Genomic DNA, 15,934 nt, shown 5'->3' with positions numbered 1-15,934 from the left:
TTAAAAAGACATATATATGAACAAGACAGTGTTTTCAGTATTGAAATGGACTTTCGTTCCGGGGCTTTTATTGCTCGCCTTTTCCTGTCGCAGGGCTACGCCCGGTTTGGATATCGCGCAATTGGTGAAGACGGCGGAGGTGCAGAAGTATGAAGGGGAGTGCAGTACGACTTACCCGGGGAAGATAAAAGCGGCTTCCGACGTGCAGTTGGCTTTCCGGGTGGCGGGACCTATTCTACGTTTTAACGCTGAGGTGGGAGAGTATGTGCGGAAGGGACAAGTGTTAGCGGAAATAGACCCTCGGGACTACAAGTTGCAGTATGACGCCACGAAGGCAGAATACGAGCAGGTGACGGGTGAATCGGATCGGGTGATCGAGTTGTATCACCGGAACAGTGTCCCGGTAAATGATTACGACAAGGCGGTAGCGGCGAAGCAACGGATAGCGGCATTGTATCACGCCCATCTGAATGCCTTGAACGACACGAAGCTAAAGGCTCCGTTCGACGGGTACGTTCAAAAGAAATTCTTTGACGCCCACGAGATCGTCAACACGGGAACCCCCGTGCTGTCCATGATTAACAACGATTACTATGAGGTAAATATCGACATTCCTTCCAGCGATTTCATTCGTCGGGAGAGTTTCGAGGAATTCTATTGCGAGGCGGATGTTTACCCGGGAGTAAAAATACCGTTGGAGTTGTTGGATATGACACAACAAGCGAATTACAATCAATTATTCAGGATACGTTTCCGGATGAAACCGGAGTCCGACTTGAGTTTGGCGGCAGGGATGAGCGTTAGCGTGACGATTCGCTTCTCCCCCGGACAAGAGGGGCTTGCCATTGTTCCCATTTCTTCCCTTTTCCAGAAAGAAGCTCAATCATACGTGTGGGTCTATGACACTGCGAAAGAGGTCGTGAACCCGCATCCCGTTCAAGTCGTGGAACTTCACAAGGACGGGCAGGTCATCGTCGAATCCGATCTTTCGGATGGGGCGGTGATTGTTTCGGCAGGAACCAACAGTCTTAAAGACGGGCAAAAGGTACGGCGATTGACGCCTGTGTCTTCTTCTAATGTAGGGAAGCTGCTTTAATTTTAGATAATAGAGAACTTGCAACCTGCAACCTGATAACTTGCAACGTTGCGCAGCAACAAGATATTATGAATTTTACGGAATATGCATTAAAGAATAGGGCTTTTGTCTACTTCTTTGTTTTCGTCTTGGTCGTGGGGGGAATATACTCGTTTTTCACGATGAGTAAGTTGGAAGACCCGGCGATTACCGTGAAGCAGGCTATGGTGGTGACGGCTTATCCGGGGGCTTCTGCCTATCAGGTGGAGTTGGAAGTGACGGACGTGCTCGAGAAAGCGATTCGTTCCATGGGCGATCTGGACCACGTGTCCTCTCGTTCGATGGACGACGTGTCGGAGATTATGGTGGAGTTGAGTAGTACGGTACCGTTAGCGGAGTTGCAGCAGAAGTGGGATATTTTACGAAGAAAAGTGATGGGTGTACAATCCCAACTCCCGGATGGAGCCCAACCCTCCATTGTTATGGATGATTTTGGCGACGTGTATGGTATGTTCTATGCCATGACGTCCGACGGTTTCGATTATCAAGAGATGTCCGACTACGCCGAGTTGGTGCGGCGTTCCGTTCTGGACATCGACGGGGTGAGCAGCGTGGACGTGTACGGCGAACGGCAGGCGTGTATCAACGTCGAGTTCCTCGAAGACAAGATGGCAAACATGGGTGTCCATCCCGCCGAGATCATTATGACCCTCAACGGGCAGAACAAGACAGTGTATTCCGGTTACTTCGACAGCGGGGAGAAGCGGGTACGCGTGAATGTGAACGGCGCCTACAAGGCGATCGACGATATACGGAATCTTCTTATCAAGGGGCACGAGCAGGATCAGATACGGCTCTCCGATGTGGCTCAGATCACGAAAGGATACGTGGAACCCCAGCGGGAAGGTTTGTTGTATGACACCTTGCCGGCAATAGCCATTTCCATCGCTATGGAAACCGGGGGGAATATTCTCGAGTTGGGTAAAAAGGTTGATGGTAAACTGGCAGAACTCAAGCAAGAGATCATCCCGGCGGGGATAGATTTCCAGAAAGTATTCTTCCAGCCCGCGAGAGTGCGGAGTGCTATTAATGTCTTTATGGTCAACTTGATCGAGTCCGTGGTGATCGTGATCCTAGTCGTGATGCTTTTCATGGGCTTTCGGAGCGGTTACATCATCGGGGCGGGGCTGGTGATTGTCGTCTTGGGCTCGTTGCTCGTGTTGTACATGATGCACGGCACCTTGCAGCGCGTATCACTCGCTTCCTTTATCGTGGCAATGGGAATGCTCGTCGATAATGCCATCGTGATTACGGACGGGATACTCGTCGATTTGAAGAAGGGTATTCCGAAACCTGCGGCGTTAGTCAATATCACGAAGAAAACGGCGTGGCCTCTGCTCGGGGCGACAACGATAGGTATTCTCACCTTCCTGCCGATATTCCTTTCCCCGGACACGACGGGGGAATATGTCCGCGACCTGTTTATCGTGCTGGCTGTTTCCCTGTGGTTGAGCTGGATACTGGCACTCGCTTTTGTGCCGATTCAGGCAGACCGGGGCTTGCAGGTAAAACCGGGCGAGGTGGAGGACGAGCAGAAGATGTACGGTACCCGGATGTACCGGGCGTTCCGTTCCACCCTGAGTTTTTCCGTACGCCATCGGTTTGCGGTACTTGGCGGCGTGATCCTTGTACTGGCGGTCAGCGTGTATCTGTTCCGCTTCATACAGCAGGGCTTCTTCCCTGATTTGAGTTACAATCAATTATACATAGAATACAAGATGCCTTACGGCACGAACCCGCAAACGGTGAAGCGTGACTTGACGTCTATCCAAGATTACCTCTCGAGTCGCCCGGAGATTACTGCAGTGACGACGAGTCTCGGCGGAACTCCGTCCCGTTACAATCTGGTGCGGACGGTTGCCGAACCCGCCCTCAGCTACGGGGAATTGATCGTGGATTTCACGTCGCCTGAGGCGTTGAAGACAAATCTTGACACGTTGCAACGCTACCTCTCCGAGCATTACCCGGAGGCATACGTGCGCATGAAACAATACAACCTCATGTATATGGATTACCCCGTGCAGTTTATGATTACGGGTCCCGACCCGGCAGTGTTGAAGCGGCTTTGCGCCCAGGTGGAGGAGATGATGAGGGAGGACTCGACCACGGTGCTGGTGACGAACAACTGGGGACCTACCACCCCCGTGCTCAACGTGGACTACTATCAGCCGATAGCCCGGGTGGCGAACCTCTCCCGGGAAGATGTGGGGTTAGCGTTGCTGGCGACCACGGACGGTCTGCCCGTGGGTTCGTACTACGAGGGGGAACACGATTTGCCCATTTATATCAAGAGTGTCGGGAAAGACCGGCAACGTCCCGGTCGGCTAAACAATGTGCCGGTATGGAGCCTTGTCCCCTCGACGAATATGCTCAGTCTCGAAACGGTGAAGGAATTGATGGCAGGGATGATCTCGCCCGACGAGTTGATGACGGCAGTGGCGGGTTCCACGCCGCTCAACCAAGCGACCAATGGCATCACTGCCTCGTGGGAGGTTCCCGTGGTACGCCGTTACAACGGGCAGCGTTCCATCTCCGCGGAGTGTAACAATGCCCCGGGCTACACGGCGAATGACGTGCGTAACAGTCTTCTCCCCAAGATTGAACAACTGAACATCCCGCCGGGGTATTCCACGGAATGGCAGGGAGAATACCTTGCCAGCACGCAATCTAAGCAATACTTGTTCAAGAACGTGCCTATCGGCATCGTCCTCGTGCTCGCTATCTTGATAGCCCTCTTTAAGGATTTCCGCCGCCCGTTGATGATCCTTCTTTGTTTGCCGCTTGCCATCACTGGGGTCGTCCTCGGGATGTTATTGGCGGGCAAAGAGTTCGGATTCGTGGCTATCGTGGGTGCGCTCGGGCTAGTCGGCATGATGATCAAGAATGGGGTCGTGCTGGTCGATGAAGTCGACATCCAGATCCGCTCGGGGAAAGACAGGGCGCTTGCCTTGCTCGACGCTTCCTCTTCTCGTCTGCGTCCGGTTTTCTTGGCGTCGATGACCACGATACTCGGGATGATCCCCTTGGTTAACGACGATATGTTTGGTTCGCTAGCGGTGACTATCATGGGGGGATTGTTTGTCGGCACGGTGGTGACGCTCGTCATCCTACCTGTGTTGTATTCCCTTTTTGTCGGGATAAAAATGGAACGGTCTTCTGGTAATCATGTAAATTAAAAAGCACAGTATCATGAAATATTGTATTATCATATGCATTCTTTTAGCGATGTACCAGCCCTCCCGGGCGCAACAGAGGTTGAATCTGCAACAGTGCCGGGCGATGGCTCTCGATTACAGCAAGCAGCTTGCTATCGCCGACCGGCAGAAGGAGCAGGCCGTGTGGATGAAGAAGGAGTACCGGGCGAATTACTATCCCCGCCTGTCTGCTTCGGGTATGTATTTTTATAACCAAAAAAAGCAGGAGTATAAACTGTCTGGGGGATACCTCCCGACTTACGTGCCGGATGCGGCGGGAAAGCTGCAACCGAACGTGATCGTGGGTGCCGATGGCAAGCCGGTCACGGGTGTCAATGGAACGCCTCTTTTCCACGAGTACGCTTTTCTCCCTGATATCCCGATCACGCTTTCGCTAAGGGGCGTATACATGGCGGGGGTACAACTGCAACAGCCGATCTTCATGGGCGGCAAGGTGCGGGCGGCACATCAGGCGGCGAAGTTCGGCGAGGAACTGGCGGACGAGAATGTCCGCCTCAACCGTTCGGAAGTGCTGGTGGAGCTGGAACAGGCTTACTGGCAATACGTCCGTGTGCAAGAGTTGGTCACGGTTGCCGAGAAGTACAAGGAAGTCACGAGTGAGCTGGTGAAGAATCTTGAAGATGCCCGTGCGGCGGGAATGGCTCCGTTGAATGACGTGTTGAAAGCACAGGTGAAGTATAACGATGCTTTGTTGCAATTACAACAAGCACGGCACGGTCAGACGTTGGCGGGGATGAACCTCTGCCGTTTGATCGGGTTGGAATTGAATACTCCCCTCGAATTAACCGATTCCCTCTCGGGCACTCTCTCGCCTGGCATCTTGTCCCTGCCCGTCGATCTCGCTCAGCGTCCCGATTACAATATGCTTGATAAGCAGGTGGAGATGAAGCGCAAGGAGGTCAACGTCACCCGTTCCGACTTCTTGCCTCAAGTAGGAGTCACAGCGGGGTATAGCTACGGGGGCGGGTTGAAACTCAACGGCGATGATTCCCATTCAGCCTCGTTCAGTGCCATGGCATCCGTCGAAATACCGATTTTTAACTGGGGAGAAGGGCGCAACAAGATACGGGTGGCAAAGGCAGAGGAGGAAATCTCCCGTCTGAACAAGGAGAAATTGGCGGAGATGATGCAACTGGAAATTTCTGGTAACCGCTTTAAGCTGACCGATGCCCAAACTCGGGTAAATCTTACCCGTTCGGCTTTGGCGCAGGCAGAGGAAAACTTGAAGGTTTCCCGTGACCAGTATGACGTCGGCATGGAAACTTTGACAAATCTCCTTGAAGCACAAGTACAATGGCAGCAAGCATGGAGCGACTGGGTCGATGCCAAAGCCGCTCTGCGGCTCAGCGAGGCGGAATATTTGAAATCAATCGGGAAACTAAACAATTGAAAATATTCCAGCTCCTCCTCTGTTTATAGAGGGGGTGGCACGGAGTGCCGGAGGAGTTCTTGCTATGATATTTAAAAACTCCCTCCCGGCTCCGCTGTACTCCCTCCATAAACAGAGGGAGAGCTGGATTACCAAACAGTTTTTAGTTCTTGCAAAGAAACTCATTTTCAATTCTCCATTTTCAATTATATAAACTAACACCATGAAAAACTTATTCCTATTATTAGCGTTATTGATTGTCGGGACTGCTGTGGCGCAGGTCAAGCGAATCAAGGGTACGGGCTACCTTCTGGTACAAGCACGGGATGCCAGCAAGCCTTTCACGAAGATTTCCGTGCAACAGGGTATCACCTTGTATTTGAAGCAAGGCAAGGAATTCGGGATCACGATAGAGGCGGATGACAATATCATCTCTCACGTGAAAACGGAGATAAAGAACGGGCAATTGAACGTTTTTCTCGACCCGAATGTGATTATCCGTAGTTTCACGGCGATGAACGTGTCCGTGGCAACTCCCGAGATCACCGGCCTTGATGTTTCATCGGCAGCACGCTTGATCGGTAGTTCTCCCTTGCGGGTGGACAAACTGGAACTCTCGGCTTCCGGTACGGCTGTCGTGAAGTTGGAAGTGGAAGGTAAGGAACTAGACGTGGAAGCCTCCAATGCGGCTAAACTGGAATTGAAAGGTGCCGTCGATCGTCTGGAACTCGAGATGTCTTCTTCTGCCACGTTGAAAGCATGGGATTTACGTGCTGCCGACTGCGAGGCGGAAATCAGCAATGCTGCCAAAGCAGAAGTGTACGTTTCCGGCACCCTCGGAGTCCAGTTATCCTCGGCCGGATTGCTCGTGTACGACGGTAACCCCCGTATCACGAAACAAGACGTTAGCGGTCGGGGAGCCCTTGCCAAGAAAAAGTGAAATGATTACTTTCCTTCCTCTTGATTTTCAAATAATACCACTGAATTGGCTTTCACACGCTCGGGGATGATCTGGCGGTATTTACTCGTGGACATACTTCTTGCGGGCATCGTTGCTTCTATTTTCCCGGGGATCATCTCGAGAACGACGGCGAGCAGTGGTTCCTTAGGATCGCCGAGGCTTTCCCGGTGGGGGAATGTTTCTGCTACAGGGATTTCGGGCACAATGCCGTTCCGCACGGATCTGCCCTCGCTATTCGTGTAAAGCAGGGAGATTAAAGATATATTCCATCCTTGCAAGTCGTTCTCGGGAGGAGTGAAGGTGATGCCTCCCATGTTTTTTCCGACGGTGGTTTCACCGATAACATGGACTTCCATGTAAGGTGACAGGGCGCTGATGAGCAGCTCGGAAGCTGATGCTGTCACCTTGCTGGTAATGACCCACAAGCGGGGCAGGTTGAGGCGGGCATCAGTAGGCACCGTTTTGTCGAAACGTTCTTCCATCATTTCCGGTGTATCCGCGTATTTCTTCTGGTAGGCGTCGTTCCACCTTTTGTGTATCAGTATTTCTTCGCTTTCCACTACTTCCTCCGGGGCGATTAGTGAGCATAAGCGCTTGACGGCGAGCATATACCCGCCCGTGTTGTAACGCAGGTCGAGGATAAGTTCCTCTATTCCTTGTTCTTTCAGTTTTTGGAACACGTCGTTTAATTGAAGTAACGAGGTTGCGTTCCGGTACACGAAATTGGAGTATGCCACGTAACCGACTTTTCGTTCGTCGTGAGTGATGACTCCGTATTCAAGGATGGGATTGATCGTGAAATTTTGTGCGGTCAGTTCGAGGGTTTTGTAAGGTTCCGACATTTCATCTTCGGACAGACCGATGGATAATGTGTTGTTGTAATAAAGGTCGGTATAATTTTCCGTGGTGATCTTTTTCCCGTTCATGCGGGTGATGATGTCACCGCGTTTTAGTCCTGCCTTTGCCGCTGGGGAATTGGAATACACGAAGTTAACCTCGGCAATGATGTATCCCCCGTCTTCCCAGAAGTTAAGGTTATACCCGAACCCGTTCTCGTTGCCACTGGCATCCGCAATTTCGCCCAGTCCCTGTGATTTCGTGATATGCGACCACGGGTCACCAGCGTATTTCATGTTGGCAAAGTAAGTCGCGGGGTCAAGGTCTGCCTCTATATTTTTGTCCTTGACCTCATCAGCCCAGAAATACTGGTCGGTCATCTTGTCCTTCGTGAACGTGTTGATACGCGTGTACGTGCCCGTGTAGGGCGAGGGCTTGACTGACGTGTCCTCGCAACTTGCGAGGAAGCCGATAAGTATCAAAAAGAAACAAATCCTGTACATAGTTTGTTGTTACAAATTACAAACCACAATATTACGGAATTTTTGTGAATTTCCATGCATGAGAAAAAGAGAAAGATGATCCATTTGGGATTTTAAATTTTAGATTTTAAATTTTAGATTTTAAATTCCAACCGTACAAGGCTATCGCTTATTCTGTGATTATATGATTTTCAATTATAATGCATAATTATTCGTCATAAGCCTTGGTTTGTATTTTCCCGTTTCTTGTGCGTTGTATTAAGTATTTGGAATGCAATAAAATGCGATATATTGTAAAGTTGCATATAAAAAAATAAGATAAATATTTGCTTCTACTAAATATTAATGCATATATTTGCAAAATCAAAGAATAAATATGCATATAGCGAAAACAAAAAATGATTTGAATGATTTAGATTAAATTGTACGAAAATGAAGATTGAAGTTTTAGTTGCGTCCGAGAAGCATCTGTCATACGTGACAGCGATAAATGACGCGATTGACAACGCCGCAAAGGCGCGTGGAACAGGTATAGCAAGGAGAACCAACGAGTACATCACCGGGAAAATCCGTGACGGTAAGGCGATCATCGCCCTAAACCGGGAGGAGTTCGTGGGATTCTGTTATATCGAATCGTGGGGACACCAGAAATTCGTGGCTAATTCCGGGTTGATCGTCGTGCCGGCGTACCGGGGATTGGGAGTGGCAAAGAGAATCAAGAAAGCCGCTTTCGATTTGTCGCGAAGGCGATTCCCGCGGGCGAAGTTATTCGGGCTGACCACGGGCGAGCAGGTGATGAGAATCAATACTTCATTGGGATACGTGCCCGTCACTTTCGCCAAGTTGACCGACGACGAGGAGTTCTGGGCGGGTTGCAAGTCGTGCGTGAATTACGACATCTTGCAACGGACGAATATGACCAAATGCCTGTGCACCGGGATGATCTACGACCCGGAAGCACAAAACCGTTCTGGGGAAGTGCCGGGCGAAAGAGCGGGAAGTCTACCCGGACGGATTATCAAACGGTTGCGTCGCGTGGTAAGCGTGATGTTAGCCGCTTTCAAGGCTCCCGGGAATCACCCCGGCGGGAAACAGGAGTACGGGGGTGTTGTTTGTCGTTTGTAAATAACAGGAAAATGAAAAAAGTAGTTTTAGCATATAGCGGGGGGCTGGATACCTCCTATTGTGTAAAATACCTGAGCGACGAGTTGGGGCTCGAGGTGTACACGGCACTAGCCAACACGGGTGGTTTTTCGCCCGGGGAGCTGGCAGCGATAGAAGAGAAAGCGTATGCCCTCGGGGCAACGCGGCATGTGACGCTGGACGTGACGGGCGAGTATTACGAGCGGTGTATCCGTTACATGGTGTACGGCAATGTCATGCGTAACAAGACGTATCCCGTTTCCGTGAGTTCCGAGCGGACGTTCCAAGCACTGGCGATCGTCCGTTACGCCAAAGAGATCGGTGCCGGCGCATTGGCTCACGGGAGTACAGGGGCAGGAAACGACCAAGTGCGTTTTGATCTTTGTTTCTCCGTGTTTGCGCCGGAGATGGAGATTATCACGCCGACTCGTGACCTGCGGTTGAGCCGGGAGGACGAGATCGCTTACTTGAAAGCGAAGGGCGTGGAACGGGACTGGACGAAGCTGGCTTACTCCATAAACAAGGGACTTTGGGGAACTTCCGTCGGAGGGCGGGAAACCTTGACATCCGACCAGCCGTTGCCGGAAGAGGCTTATCCCTCGCCCTTGCAGCGGGAAGGGAAAGAAGAACTGATCCTCGCTTTCGAGCGGGGCGAGTTGAGTGCGGTGAACGGGACGGTGTATGCCGACAAGGTGGACGCCATACGTGCCGTGGAGGCGTTAGCCGCCCCGTGGGCGATCGGGCGGGACACGCACGTGGGTGACACGATCGTGGGAATCAAGGGACGCGTGTGCTTCGAGGCAGCCGCCTCACTGGTGATTATCAAGGCGCACGAGTTGTTGGAAAAACACACGTTGACGAAGTGGCAGATTTACTGGAAAGAACAGCTGGGAAACTGGTATGGAATGTTCCTCCACGAGGCGATGCATGGGGAATCGGTGATGCGGGATATTGAGGCATTTCTCGAACATTCGCAGCGTAACGTGTCGGGCGAGGTGCGGGTACTGATGCGCCCTTACCATTTCGACCTGCTGGGATGTAGTTCTCCATATGACTTGATGAATGCCTCGTTTGCCAGATACGGCGAAGAAAATAATGCGTGGACGGCAGAGGACGTGAAGGGGTTCACTCGAATACTCTCGATACCGCAGAGGATACACGGGGCAATGGAGAATTGAAAATTAATCAAGTGTATGATAAAAGTTGGAATAGCGGGTGCTGCCGGATATACGGCGGGGGAGTTGATACGGATTCTCGTGAATCATCCTGCCGTGGAGTTGCGGTACTTGCAGAGTGAATCGCACGGGGGAGAGCCGGTGGGACGGGTACACCGGGATTTGGCGTACTCGGGGCTGGTGTTCTCGGGTTTGGATTTTGACGATATGGACGTGCTTTTCTTGTGTATGGGACACGGGATGTCTGCCCGTTTTCTCGTGGAAAACCGGATACCGTCTTTTGTGCGGGTGATCGATTTAAGTAATGATTTCCGCTTGCGGATATCGGCGGGTGATTTCGTGTACGGGTTGCCGGAGTTGAACCGGGAAAGAATAGCCCGGGCAAGAAATGTGGCAAACCCGGGGTGTTTTGCCACGGCAATAGAACTAGGCTTGTTGCCGTTGGCGAAGAGCGGTTTGTTGCCGGAGCGGATTACGGTCTTCGGTGTAACCGGTTCGACGGGAGCCGGGCAGCGACCAACGGAGGAAACGCATTACAGCAACCGGGCTCAGAACCTGTCCGTGTACAAGGTTTTTACCCACCAGCATTTGAGAGAAGTGCGGGAAGCTTTGCAGGCGGCGGGGGGAACGGCGGATATTGCTTTCGTGCCGATGCGGGGATGTCATACGCGGGGAATTATCGTGAATAGCGTGTTCCAGTGCGATGTCCCGTTAGGGAAGCTGAATGCCTTGTACCGTGAATACTACGAGAGCCACCCGTTCGTGACGGTGAGTGGCGAACCCGTGGCGATGAAACCCGTGGTGAACACGAACCATTGTTTTATCCACCTTGTGAAAGAAAATGATAATGTGCTGGTGACTTCGGTGATTGACAACTTGGTGAAAGGGGCTTCCGGGCAGGCAGTGCAGAATATGAACCTGATGTTCGGGTTGGATGAGGCGGAGGGATTGCACTTGAAGGCAAATTACTTTTAATACTTGCAGGATATGTTTGATGTATATGATTTAATGAATATAGAGCCTGTCCGGGCGGAGGGAATGTACTTCTGGGACAGGGAAGGCAACAAGTACCTGGACCTTTACGGGGGGCATGCCGTGATATCTATCGGTCACACGCATCCTCGTTACGTGGAGGGGATCTCGGGGCAATTGAGAAAGATCGGGTTTTACTCCAATTCCGTGCAGAATCCTTTACAGGAGGAATTGGAAGAAAAGTTAAAGAATCTTTCGGGGTGTACGGATTATAATTTGTTCCTGTGTAATAGCGGGGCGGAGGCAAACGAGAATGCCTTGAAACTAGCCTCGTTCGTGACGGGACGGTCGAAGGTACTTGCCATGCGGCGGTCATTCCACGGTCGGACAAGCGGGGCGGTGGCAGTGACGGATAACCCCGCTATACAGGCGTCTTGGAATGCGGGACACCCGGTGGCATTTATCCCGTTGAATGACGTGGAGGCTCTCGGTCGGGAATTGTCCGGCGGGGAGTATGCTGCCGTGATCGTGGAGGGCATACAGGGTGTGGGAGGAATCCGGGTGGCAGAGCCGGGCTTTTTGCAGACTGCTCGTGAATATTGTGATCATCACGGGACGTTGCTTATCCTTGACGAGATACAATCCGGCTACGGGCGGAGCGGGCGTTTTTTTGCCCATCAGTATGCGGGGATAAAACCCGATATGATTACCATGGCAAAGGGTATGGGAAATGGTTTTCCCGTGGCTGGAGTACTTATTCGTGAAACGATAGAGGCGAAGAAAGGAATGTTAGGTACTACGTTTGGGGGAAATCATTTGGCGTGTGCGGCGGCTATCGCCGTTTTGGACGTGATAGAAGATGAAAAGCTGATCGAGAATGCTGTTGTGATCGGGGAGTATTTGCTTGATAAAATAAAAGGATTGCCCGGGGTAATCGAAGTACGGGGGAAGGGGCTGATGATCGGGGTGGATATGGATATTCCGCACGTGATATTCCGTCGCCGCTTGCTGGCAAATTACCAGATTGTTACCGGGTATAGCGGGAAAAATACGCTCCGGCTGTTACCTCCGCTATGTATGGGAAAGGAAGAAGCGGATTATTTCGTGGAAAGACTTACATACAATTGAAAATGAAACGCTGTGTAATAAAAATAGGCGGGGTGCTTCTGGAAGATGGAGAACAACTTGAACGGTTGTGCCGGAAATTTGCGGCAATAAAGACGCCTTTCGTGCTCGTTCACGGGGGAGGCGTGTTTGCCGGACAGCTGGCGAAGCAATTGGGAATTCCTTGCCGAATGGTTGACGGACGGCGGGTGACGGACGACAATATGCTGCGGGTGACGGTGATGGCATATGCTGGGTGGGTAAACAAGATTCTTGTAGCCCGGTTGCAATCGTTCGGGGTGAATGCTTGCGGGTTGTCGGGATGCGACATGGATATGGTGAGAGCGGAACGGAGAGTGCAGGAGGGATTGGAATGGGGGCACGTGGGAGATGTGGCACGTGTGAATACCGGGATGTTGGAGGCTCTGCTCGACCAGGATATTGTTCCGGTACTCTCGCCGATCACGTGTGACGGGCAGGGAGGCTTGCTGAATTCTAACGCGGACGGGATTGCTGCTGCGGTGGCAAAAGCATTGGCACGCCTCGGGGAGGTAGAATTGATTTATTGTTTTGACAAACGGGGTGTGTTGGCAGACGTGAACGATGACAAAACCGTGATCCCCGGCTTGACACCAGTAATGTACAAGGCTTTACGCCGGGAGAAACTGATACACGAGGGTATGATTCCTAAACTGGATTACGCTTTCAGTACGATACAGGCGGGTGTGAAATCCGTGCGGTTGCTGCATCCCGATGAATTGGATAATCCCGTGGCTGGAACCCGGATAACAGGAGAAGAATAATGGATGCGAAAGGAGCAATAGAACTGTTGAAACAGATCATATCCATCCCCTCGTTCAGCGGGGAGGAGGGACAGGTAGCGGATGTCATTGCCGGAGTGCTGCAAAGATATAGGTTCGACGTGCATCGTCAAGGTAATAACGTGTGGAGTCGTTCACGAGAATTCGATGCGGCGAAGCCCACGTTATTACTAGATGCACACTTGGACACGGTGCGACCGAACGGGGCATGGACAACTGACCCGTTTGCCCCGACGGTGCAGGACGGGAAATTATTCGGTCTGGGAAGTAACGACACGGGTGGAAGCATCGTGGCGATGCTGGCGGCTTTTATCAGCCTGAACGAAACCCCACAGGCTTACAATCTCGTGTACTTGGGGTCGGCAGAGGAAGAGAACACGGGAGCGGGGGGAATACAAAGCGTATTTCCGGAGCTGGGAAAGATTGATTTTGCTCTCGTGGGAGAACCTACCGGGATGCGTCCGGCGGTTGCCGAGAAAGGGCTTATGGTGCTGGACTGTCATGCCAGAGGGGTGACGGGACACGCCGCTAGGGAGGAAGGCGTGAATGCTATTTATGAGGCATTGGAAGATATAGAATGGTTCCGCACCTACCGTTTCGAGCGGGAGTCGGAACTGTTGGGAGCGGTAAAGATGAGCGTTACGGGGATTGAAGCGGGTACCGTGCACAACGTGGTGCCAGCCGTTTGCCGTTTCATGGTGGATATACGGGTAAATGAACTTTACACGAACTTACAAATACTTGATACCATCCGTCGCCACGTGAAATGCGAGGTGTCCCCCCGCTCTATCTCTCTCAACTCATCTTCGGTGTCGTTGGAACATCCGCTCATGCGACGTTGTCGGCAACTAGGGTTGGAACCTTATGGTTCTCCCACGACTTCAAACCAGGCGGTTCTCCCTTGTCCTTCTTTGAAAATAGGTCCGGGAGATAGCGCCCGTTCACATACGGCAAATGAATATATCCGTTTGGACGAAATCGAGAAAGGCGTGGAAACGTTTATTCGATTATTAAACGGGGGAATAATTGAAAATCAAAAATATCATGCGACTTTGGGATAAAGGATACGATATAGATGCTTTTACCGAATCATTCACGATCGGGAAAGACCGGGAATTAGATGTGATGTTGGCAAAAGCCGACGTCACGGGAAGTTTGGCACATTTGGAGATGCTGCACGCTATCGGGTTGGTGAGCGATGAAGAACACGGGCAATTGCGGGTGGCGTTAGTGAGCATTTACGAGCAAGTGGAAAGGGGAGAGTTCGTCATCGAGGAAGGAATCGAGGATGTGCACTCGCAGGTCGAGTTGATGCTGGTGAGGGAATGCGGTGATGCGGGAAAGAAGATTCACACGGGACGTTCTCGGAACGATCAGGTGTTGCTCGATTTGAAGTTATTTTCCCGGGAAGCTCTTTTCGAGATTCTTGAAAACATGAAACGTTTGTTCATGTTGCTGATACAGCGAGCGGGGGAAAGCCGGGATATACTATTGCCGGGGTACACTCATTTGCAGGTAGCGATGCCTTCGTCGTTCGGGTTATGGTTCAGTGCCTATGCCGAATCGCTGGCAGATGATCTGTTAATGTTGAAAGCAGGGTACGACATGGTGAATTCCAACCCGCTCGGTTCGGGGGCAGGTTACGGTTCGTCAATTGCCTTGAATCGCGGAATGACGACCAGGTTACTCGGATTCCCCGATTTGGCGTATAACGTGGTGTACGCCCAGATGCAACGGGGAAAAATGGAAAAGAACGTGCTGTTCGGGTTAGCAACGGTGGCGACTACTTTAGGACGATTGGCTGCCGACGTTTGTTTGTTCGCTTGCGGGAACTTTGGTTTCGTGCACCTGCCGGACAAATACACGACCGGTTCGAGTATCATGCCCCACAAGAAAAATCCGGATATATTCGAGTTAATTCGGGCGAAATGCAACCGCTTGCAGGCATTGCCCACCCAGATGGCGATGATTTGCGGGAATCTCACTTCCGGCTATTTTCGGGATATGCAATTGACAAAAGAATTGTATTTATCCGCTTTCGGGGAACTGAACGATTGCCTTTTCATGGCTCATCTCGTGTTGAAAGATATGGAACTCAAGCGGGATATACTTGATGATCCCTGCTACGGGTACATCTTCTCCGTGGAGGACGTGAACGGGATGGTGATAGCGGGAGTGCCTTTCCGGGAAGCCTACCGGGTGATCGGGGAACGGGTGCAACGAGGTGAGTATCATGCAGGGGTACGGGAAATACACCACACGCACGAGGGAAGCATCGGGAATCTTTGCCTGCATGAGATAACGGATAAGTTCAACCGGAGAATGACTGTGTGGGACATTTCTGCTGTGCGGGAAGCTGAAAAAAGATTGTTGACATTGTAGTTTTTTTCTACACTTTTTCCACACTATTCCCCATGAAGTACGTTTCACGGGGAATAATGTTTTATATAATGTACTGATAATAATGTATTTATATTGATACAAATCCATTCTCTTCTTCATGGCATACAATTCTCTATTATATAGGTAAAGGATTGAATGATAAAAAAGGAGGAATTATGGTAACGTACATATTTTTCATCGTAATGGCTGTTTCGGGGCTTTTATTGCCGCACTTTTTAGGTGATCCCGAACATAAAGCAGAACACTGATAGCTGGTTGCGTAAAGCAATTCTAAATACAACGACTAAGAGGGAATGGACGTGCGTCAAAGCCCGTCT

At 51.2% G+C, this 15,934-nt stretch carries 13 protein-coding genes; 11 read left to right on the top strand and 2 right to left on the bottom strand.

Features of this window, described 5'->3' with window-relative positions; genetic code table 11:
• Positions 1 to 16: 16 nt before the first annotated feature.
• From BN8899_RS07235 to BN8899_RS07225, 3 genes are all read left to right on the top strand, one after another.
• The gene (locus BN8899_RS07235; RefSeq protein ID WP_018338943.1) at positions 17 to 1,096 is read left to right on the top strand and encodes an efflux RND transporter periplasmic adaptor subunit; all 1,080 of its coding nucleotides are present in this window, start codon (positions 17 to 19) and stop codon (positions 1,094 to 1,096) included.
• A gap of 68 nt (positions 1,097 to 1,164) precedes the next feature.
• Positions 1,165 to 4,311, top strand: a complete 3,147-nt coding sequence (locus BN8899_RS07230) for an efflux RND transporter permease subunit (protein WP_065218900.1) — start codon at positions 1,165 to 1,167, stop codon at positions 4,309 to 4,311.
• A gap of 13 nt (positions 4,312 to 4,324) precedes the next feature.
• Positions 4,325 to 5,740 carry a TolC family protein gene (locus BN8899_RS07225; protein ID WP_026207757.1) on the top strand — a complete coding sequence of 472 codons (1,416 nt, stop codon included), beginning with the start codon at positions 4,325 to 4,327 and terminating at the stop codon, positions 5,738 to 5,740.
• On the opposite strand, the gene BN8899_RS07220 is transcribed toward BN8899_RS07225, so the two are convergent.
• A complete protein-coding gene (locus tag BN8899_RS07220) occupies positions 5,729 to 5,944 on the bottom strand; it encodes a hypothetical protein (protein WP_065218899.1) in 216 nt (71 codons plus the stop codon). The genes BN8899_RS07225 and BN8899_RS07220 overlap by 12 nt on opposite strands.
• On the opposite strand from BN8899_RS07220, the gene BN8899_RS07215 reads away from it, so the two are divergent.
• Positions 5,943 to 6,659, top strand: a complete 717-nt coding sequence (locus BN8899_RS07215; RefSeq protein WP_026207759.1) for a head GIN domain-containing protein — start codon at positions 5,943 to 5,945, stop codon at positions 6,657 to 6,659. The two genes, BN8899_RS07220 and BN8899_RS07215, sit on opposite strands and share 2 nt — an antisense overlap.
• A gap of 5 nt (positions 6,660 to 6,664) precedes the next feature.
• Here the strand turns inward: BN8899_RS07215 and BN8899_RS07210 are convergent, their stop codons facing one another.
• Positions 6,665 to 8,020, bottom strand: coding sequence for a S41 family peptidase (locus BN8899_RS07210; protein ID WP_018338947.1), 1,356 nt, complete (start codon positions 8,018 to 8,020; stop codon positions 6,665 to 6,667).
• 411 nt (positions 8,021 to 8,431) lie between these two features.
• On the opposite strand from BN8899_RS07210, the gene BN8899_RS07205 reads away from it, so the two are divergent.
• Genes BN8899_RS07205 through argH form a run of 7 tightly spaced genes read left to right on the top strand, consistent with a single transcriptional unit; the run spans position 8,432 to position 15,596 of the window.
• Complete coding sequence (locus BN8899_RS07205; protein ID WP_065218898.1) at positions 8,432 to 9,124, top strand: GNAT family N-acetyltransferase; 693 nt, start codon at positions 8,432 to 8,434, stop codon at positions 9,122 to 9,124.
• An 11-nt stretch (positions 9,125 to 9,135) separates the two neighbouring features.
• A complete protein-coding gene (locus BN8899_RS07200; protein ID WP_065218897.1) occupies positions 9,136 to 10,320 on the top strand; it encodes an argininosuccinate synthase in 1,185 nt (394 codons plus the stop codon).
• 15 nt (positions 10,321 to 10,335) lie between these two features.
• Complete coding sequence (gene argC, locus BN8899_RS07195; protein WP_065218896.1) at positions 10,336 to 11,292, top strand: N-acetyl-gamma-glutamyl-phosphate reductase; 957 nt, start codon at positions 10,336 to 10,338, stop codon at positions 11,290 to 11,292.
• Between the two features lie 12 nt (positions 11,293 to 11,304).
• Positions 11,305 to 12,417: an aspartate aminotransferase family protein gene (locus BN8899_RS07190; RefSeq protein WP_082986949.1), complete on the top strand. Its 1,113-nt coding sequence runs from the start codon at positions 11,305 to 11,307 to the stop codon at positions 12,415 to 12,417.
• Positions 12,414 to 13,196 carry an acetylglutamate kinase gene (gene argB / locus BN8899_RS07185; RefSeq protein WP_369800407.1) on the top strand — a complete coding sequence of 261 codons (783 nt, stop codon included), beginning with the start codon at positions 12,414 to 12,416 and terminating at the stop codon, positions 13,194 to 13,196. Before BN8899_RS07190 ends, argB begins: the two co-directional genes overlap by 4 nt.
• Complete coding sequence (locus BN8899_RS07180) at positions 13,196 to 14,275, top strand: M20 family metallo-hydrolase (protein WP_065218893.1); 1,080 nt, start codon at positions 13,196 to 13,198, stop codon at positions 14,273 to 14,275. The genes argB and BN8899_RS07180 overlap by 1 nt, the downstream gene beginning before the upstream one ends.
• On the top strand, positions 14,259 to 15,596 hold the full coding sequence (argH, locus tag BN8899_RS07175; protein ID WP_065218892.1) for an argininosuccinate lyase: 1,338 nt from the start codon (positions 14,259 to 14,261) through the stop codon (positions 15,594 to 15,596). Before BN8899_RS07180 ends, argH begins: the two co-directional genes overlap by 17 nt.
• Positions 15,597 to 15,934 lie beyond the last annotated feature (338 nt).

The organism is Butyricimonas sp. Marseille-P2440 (genome assembly GCF_900091675.1).
Lineage (GTDB): Bacteria > Bacteroidota > Bacteroidia > Bacteroidales > Marinifilaceae > Butyricimonas > Butyricimonas synergistica.
The sequence above is the reverse complement of the archived record's forward strand: the minus strand, read 5'-3'. Positions and strand labels throughout refer to the sequence as shown.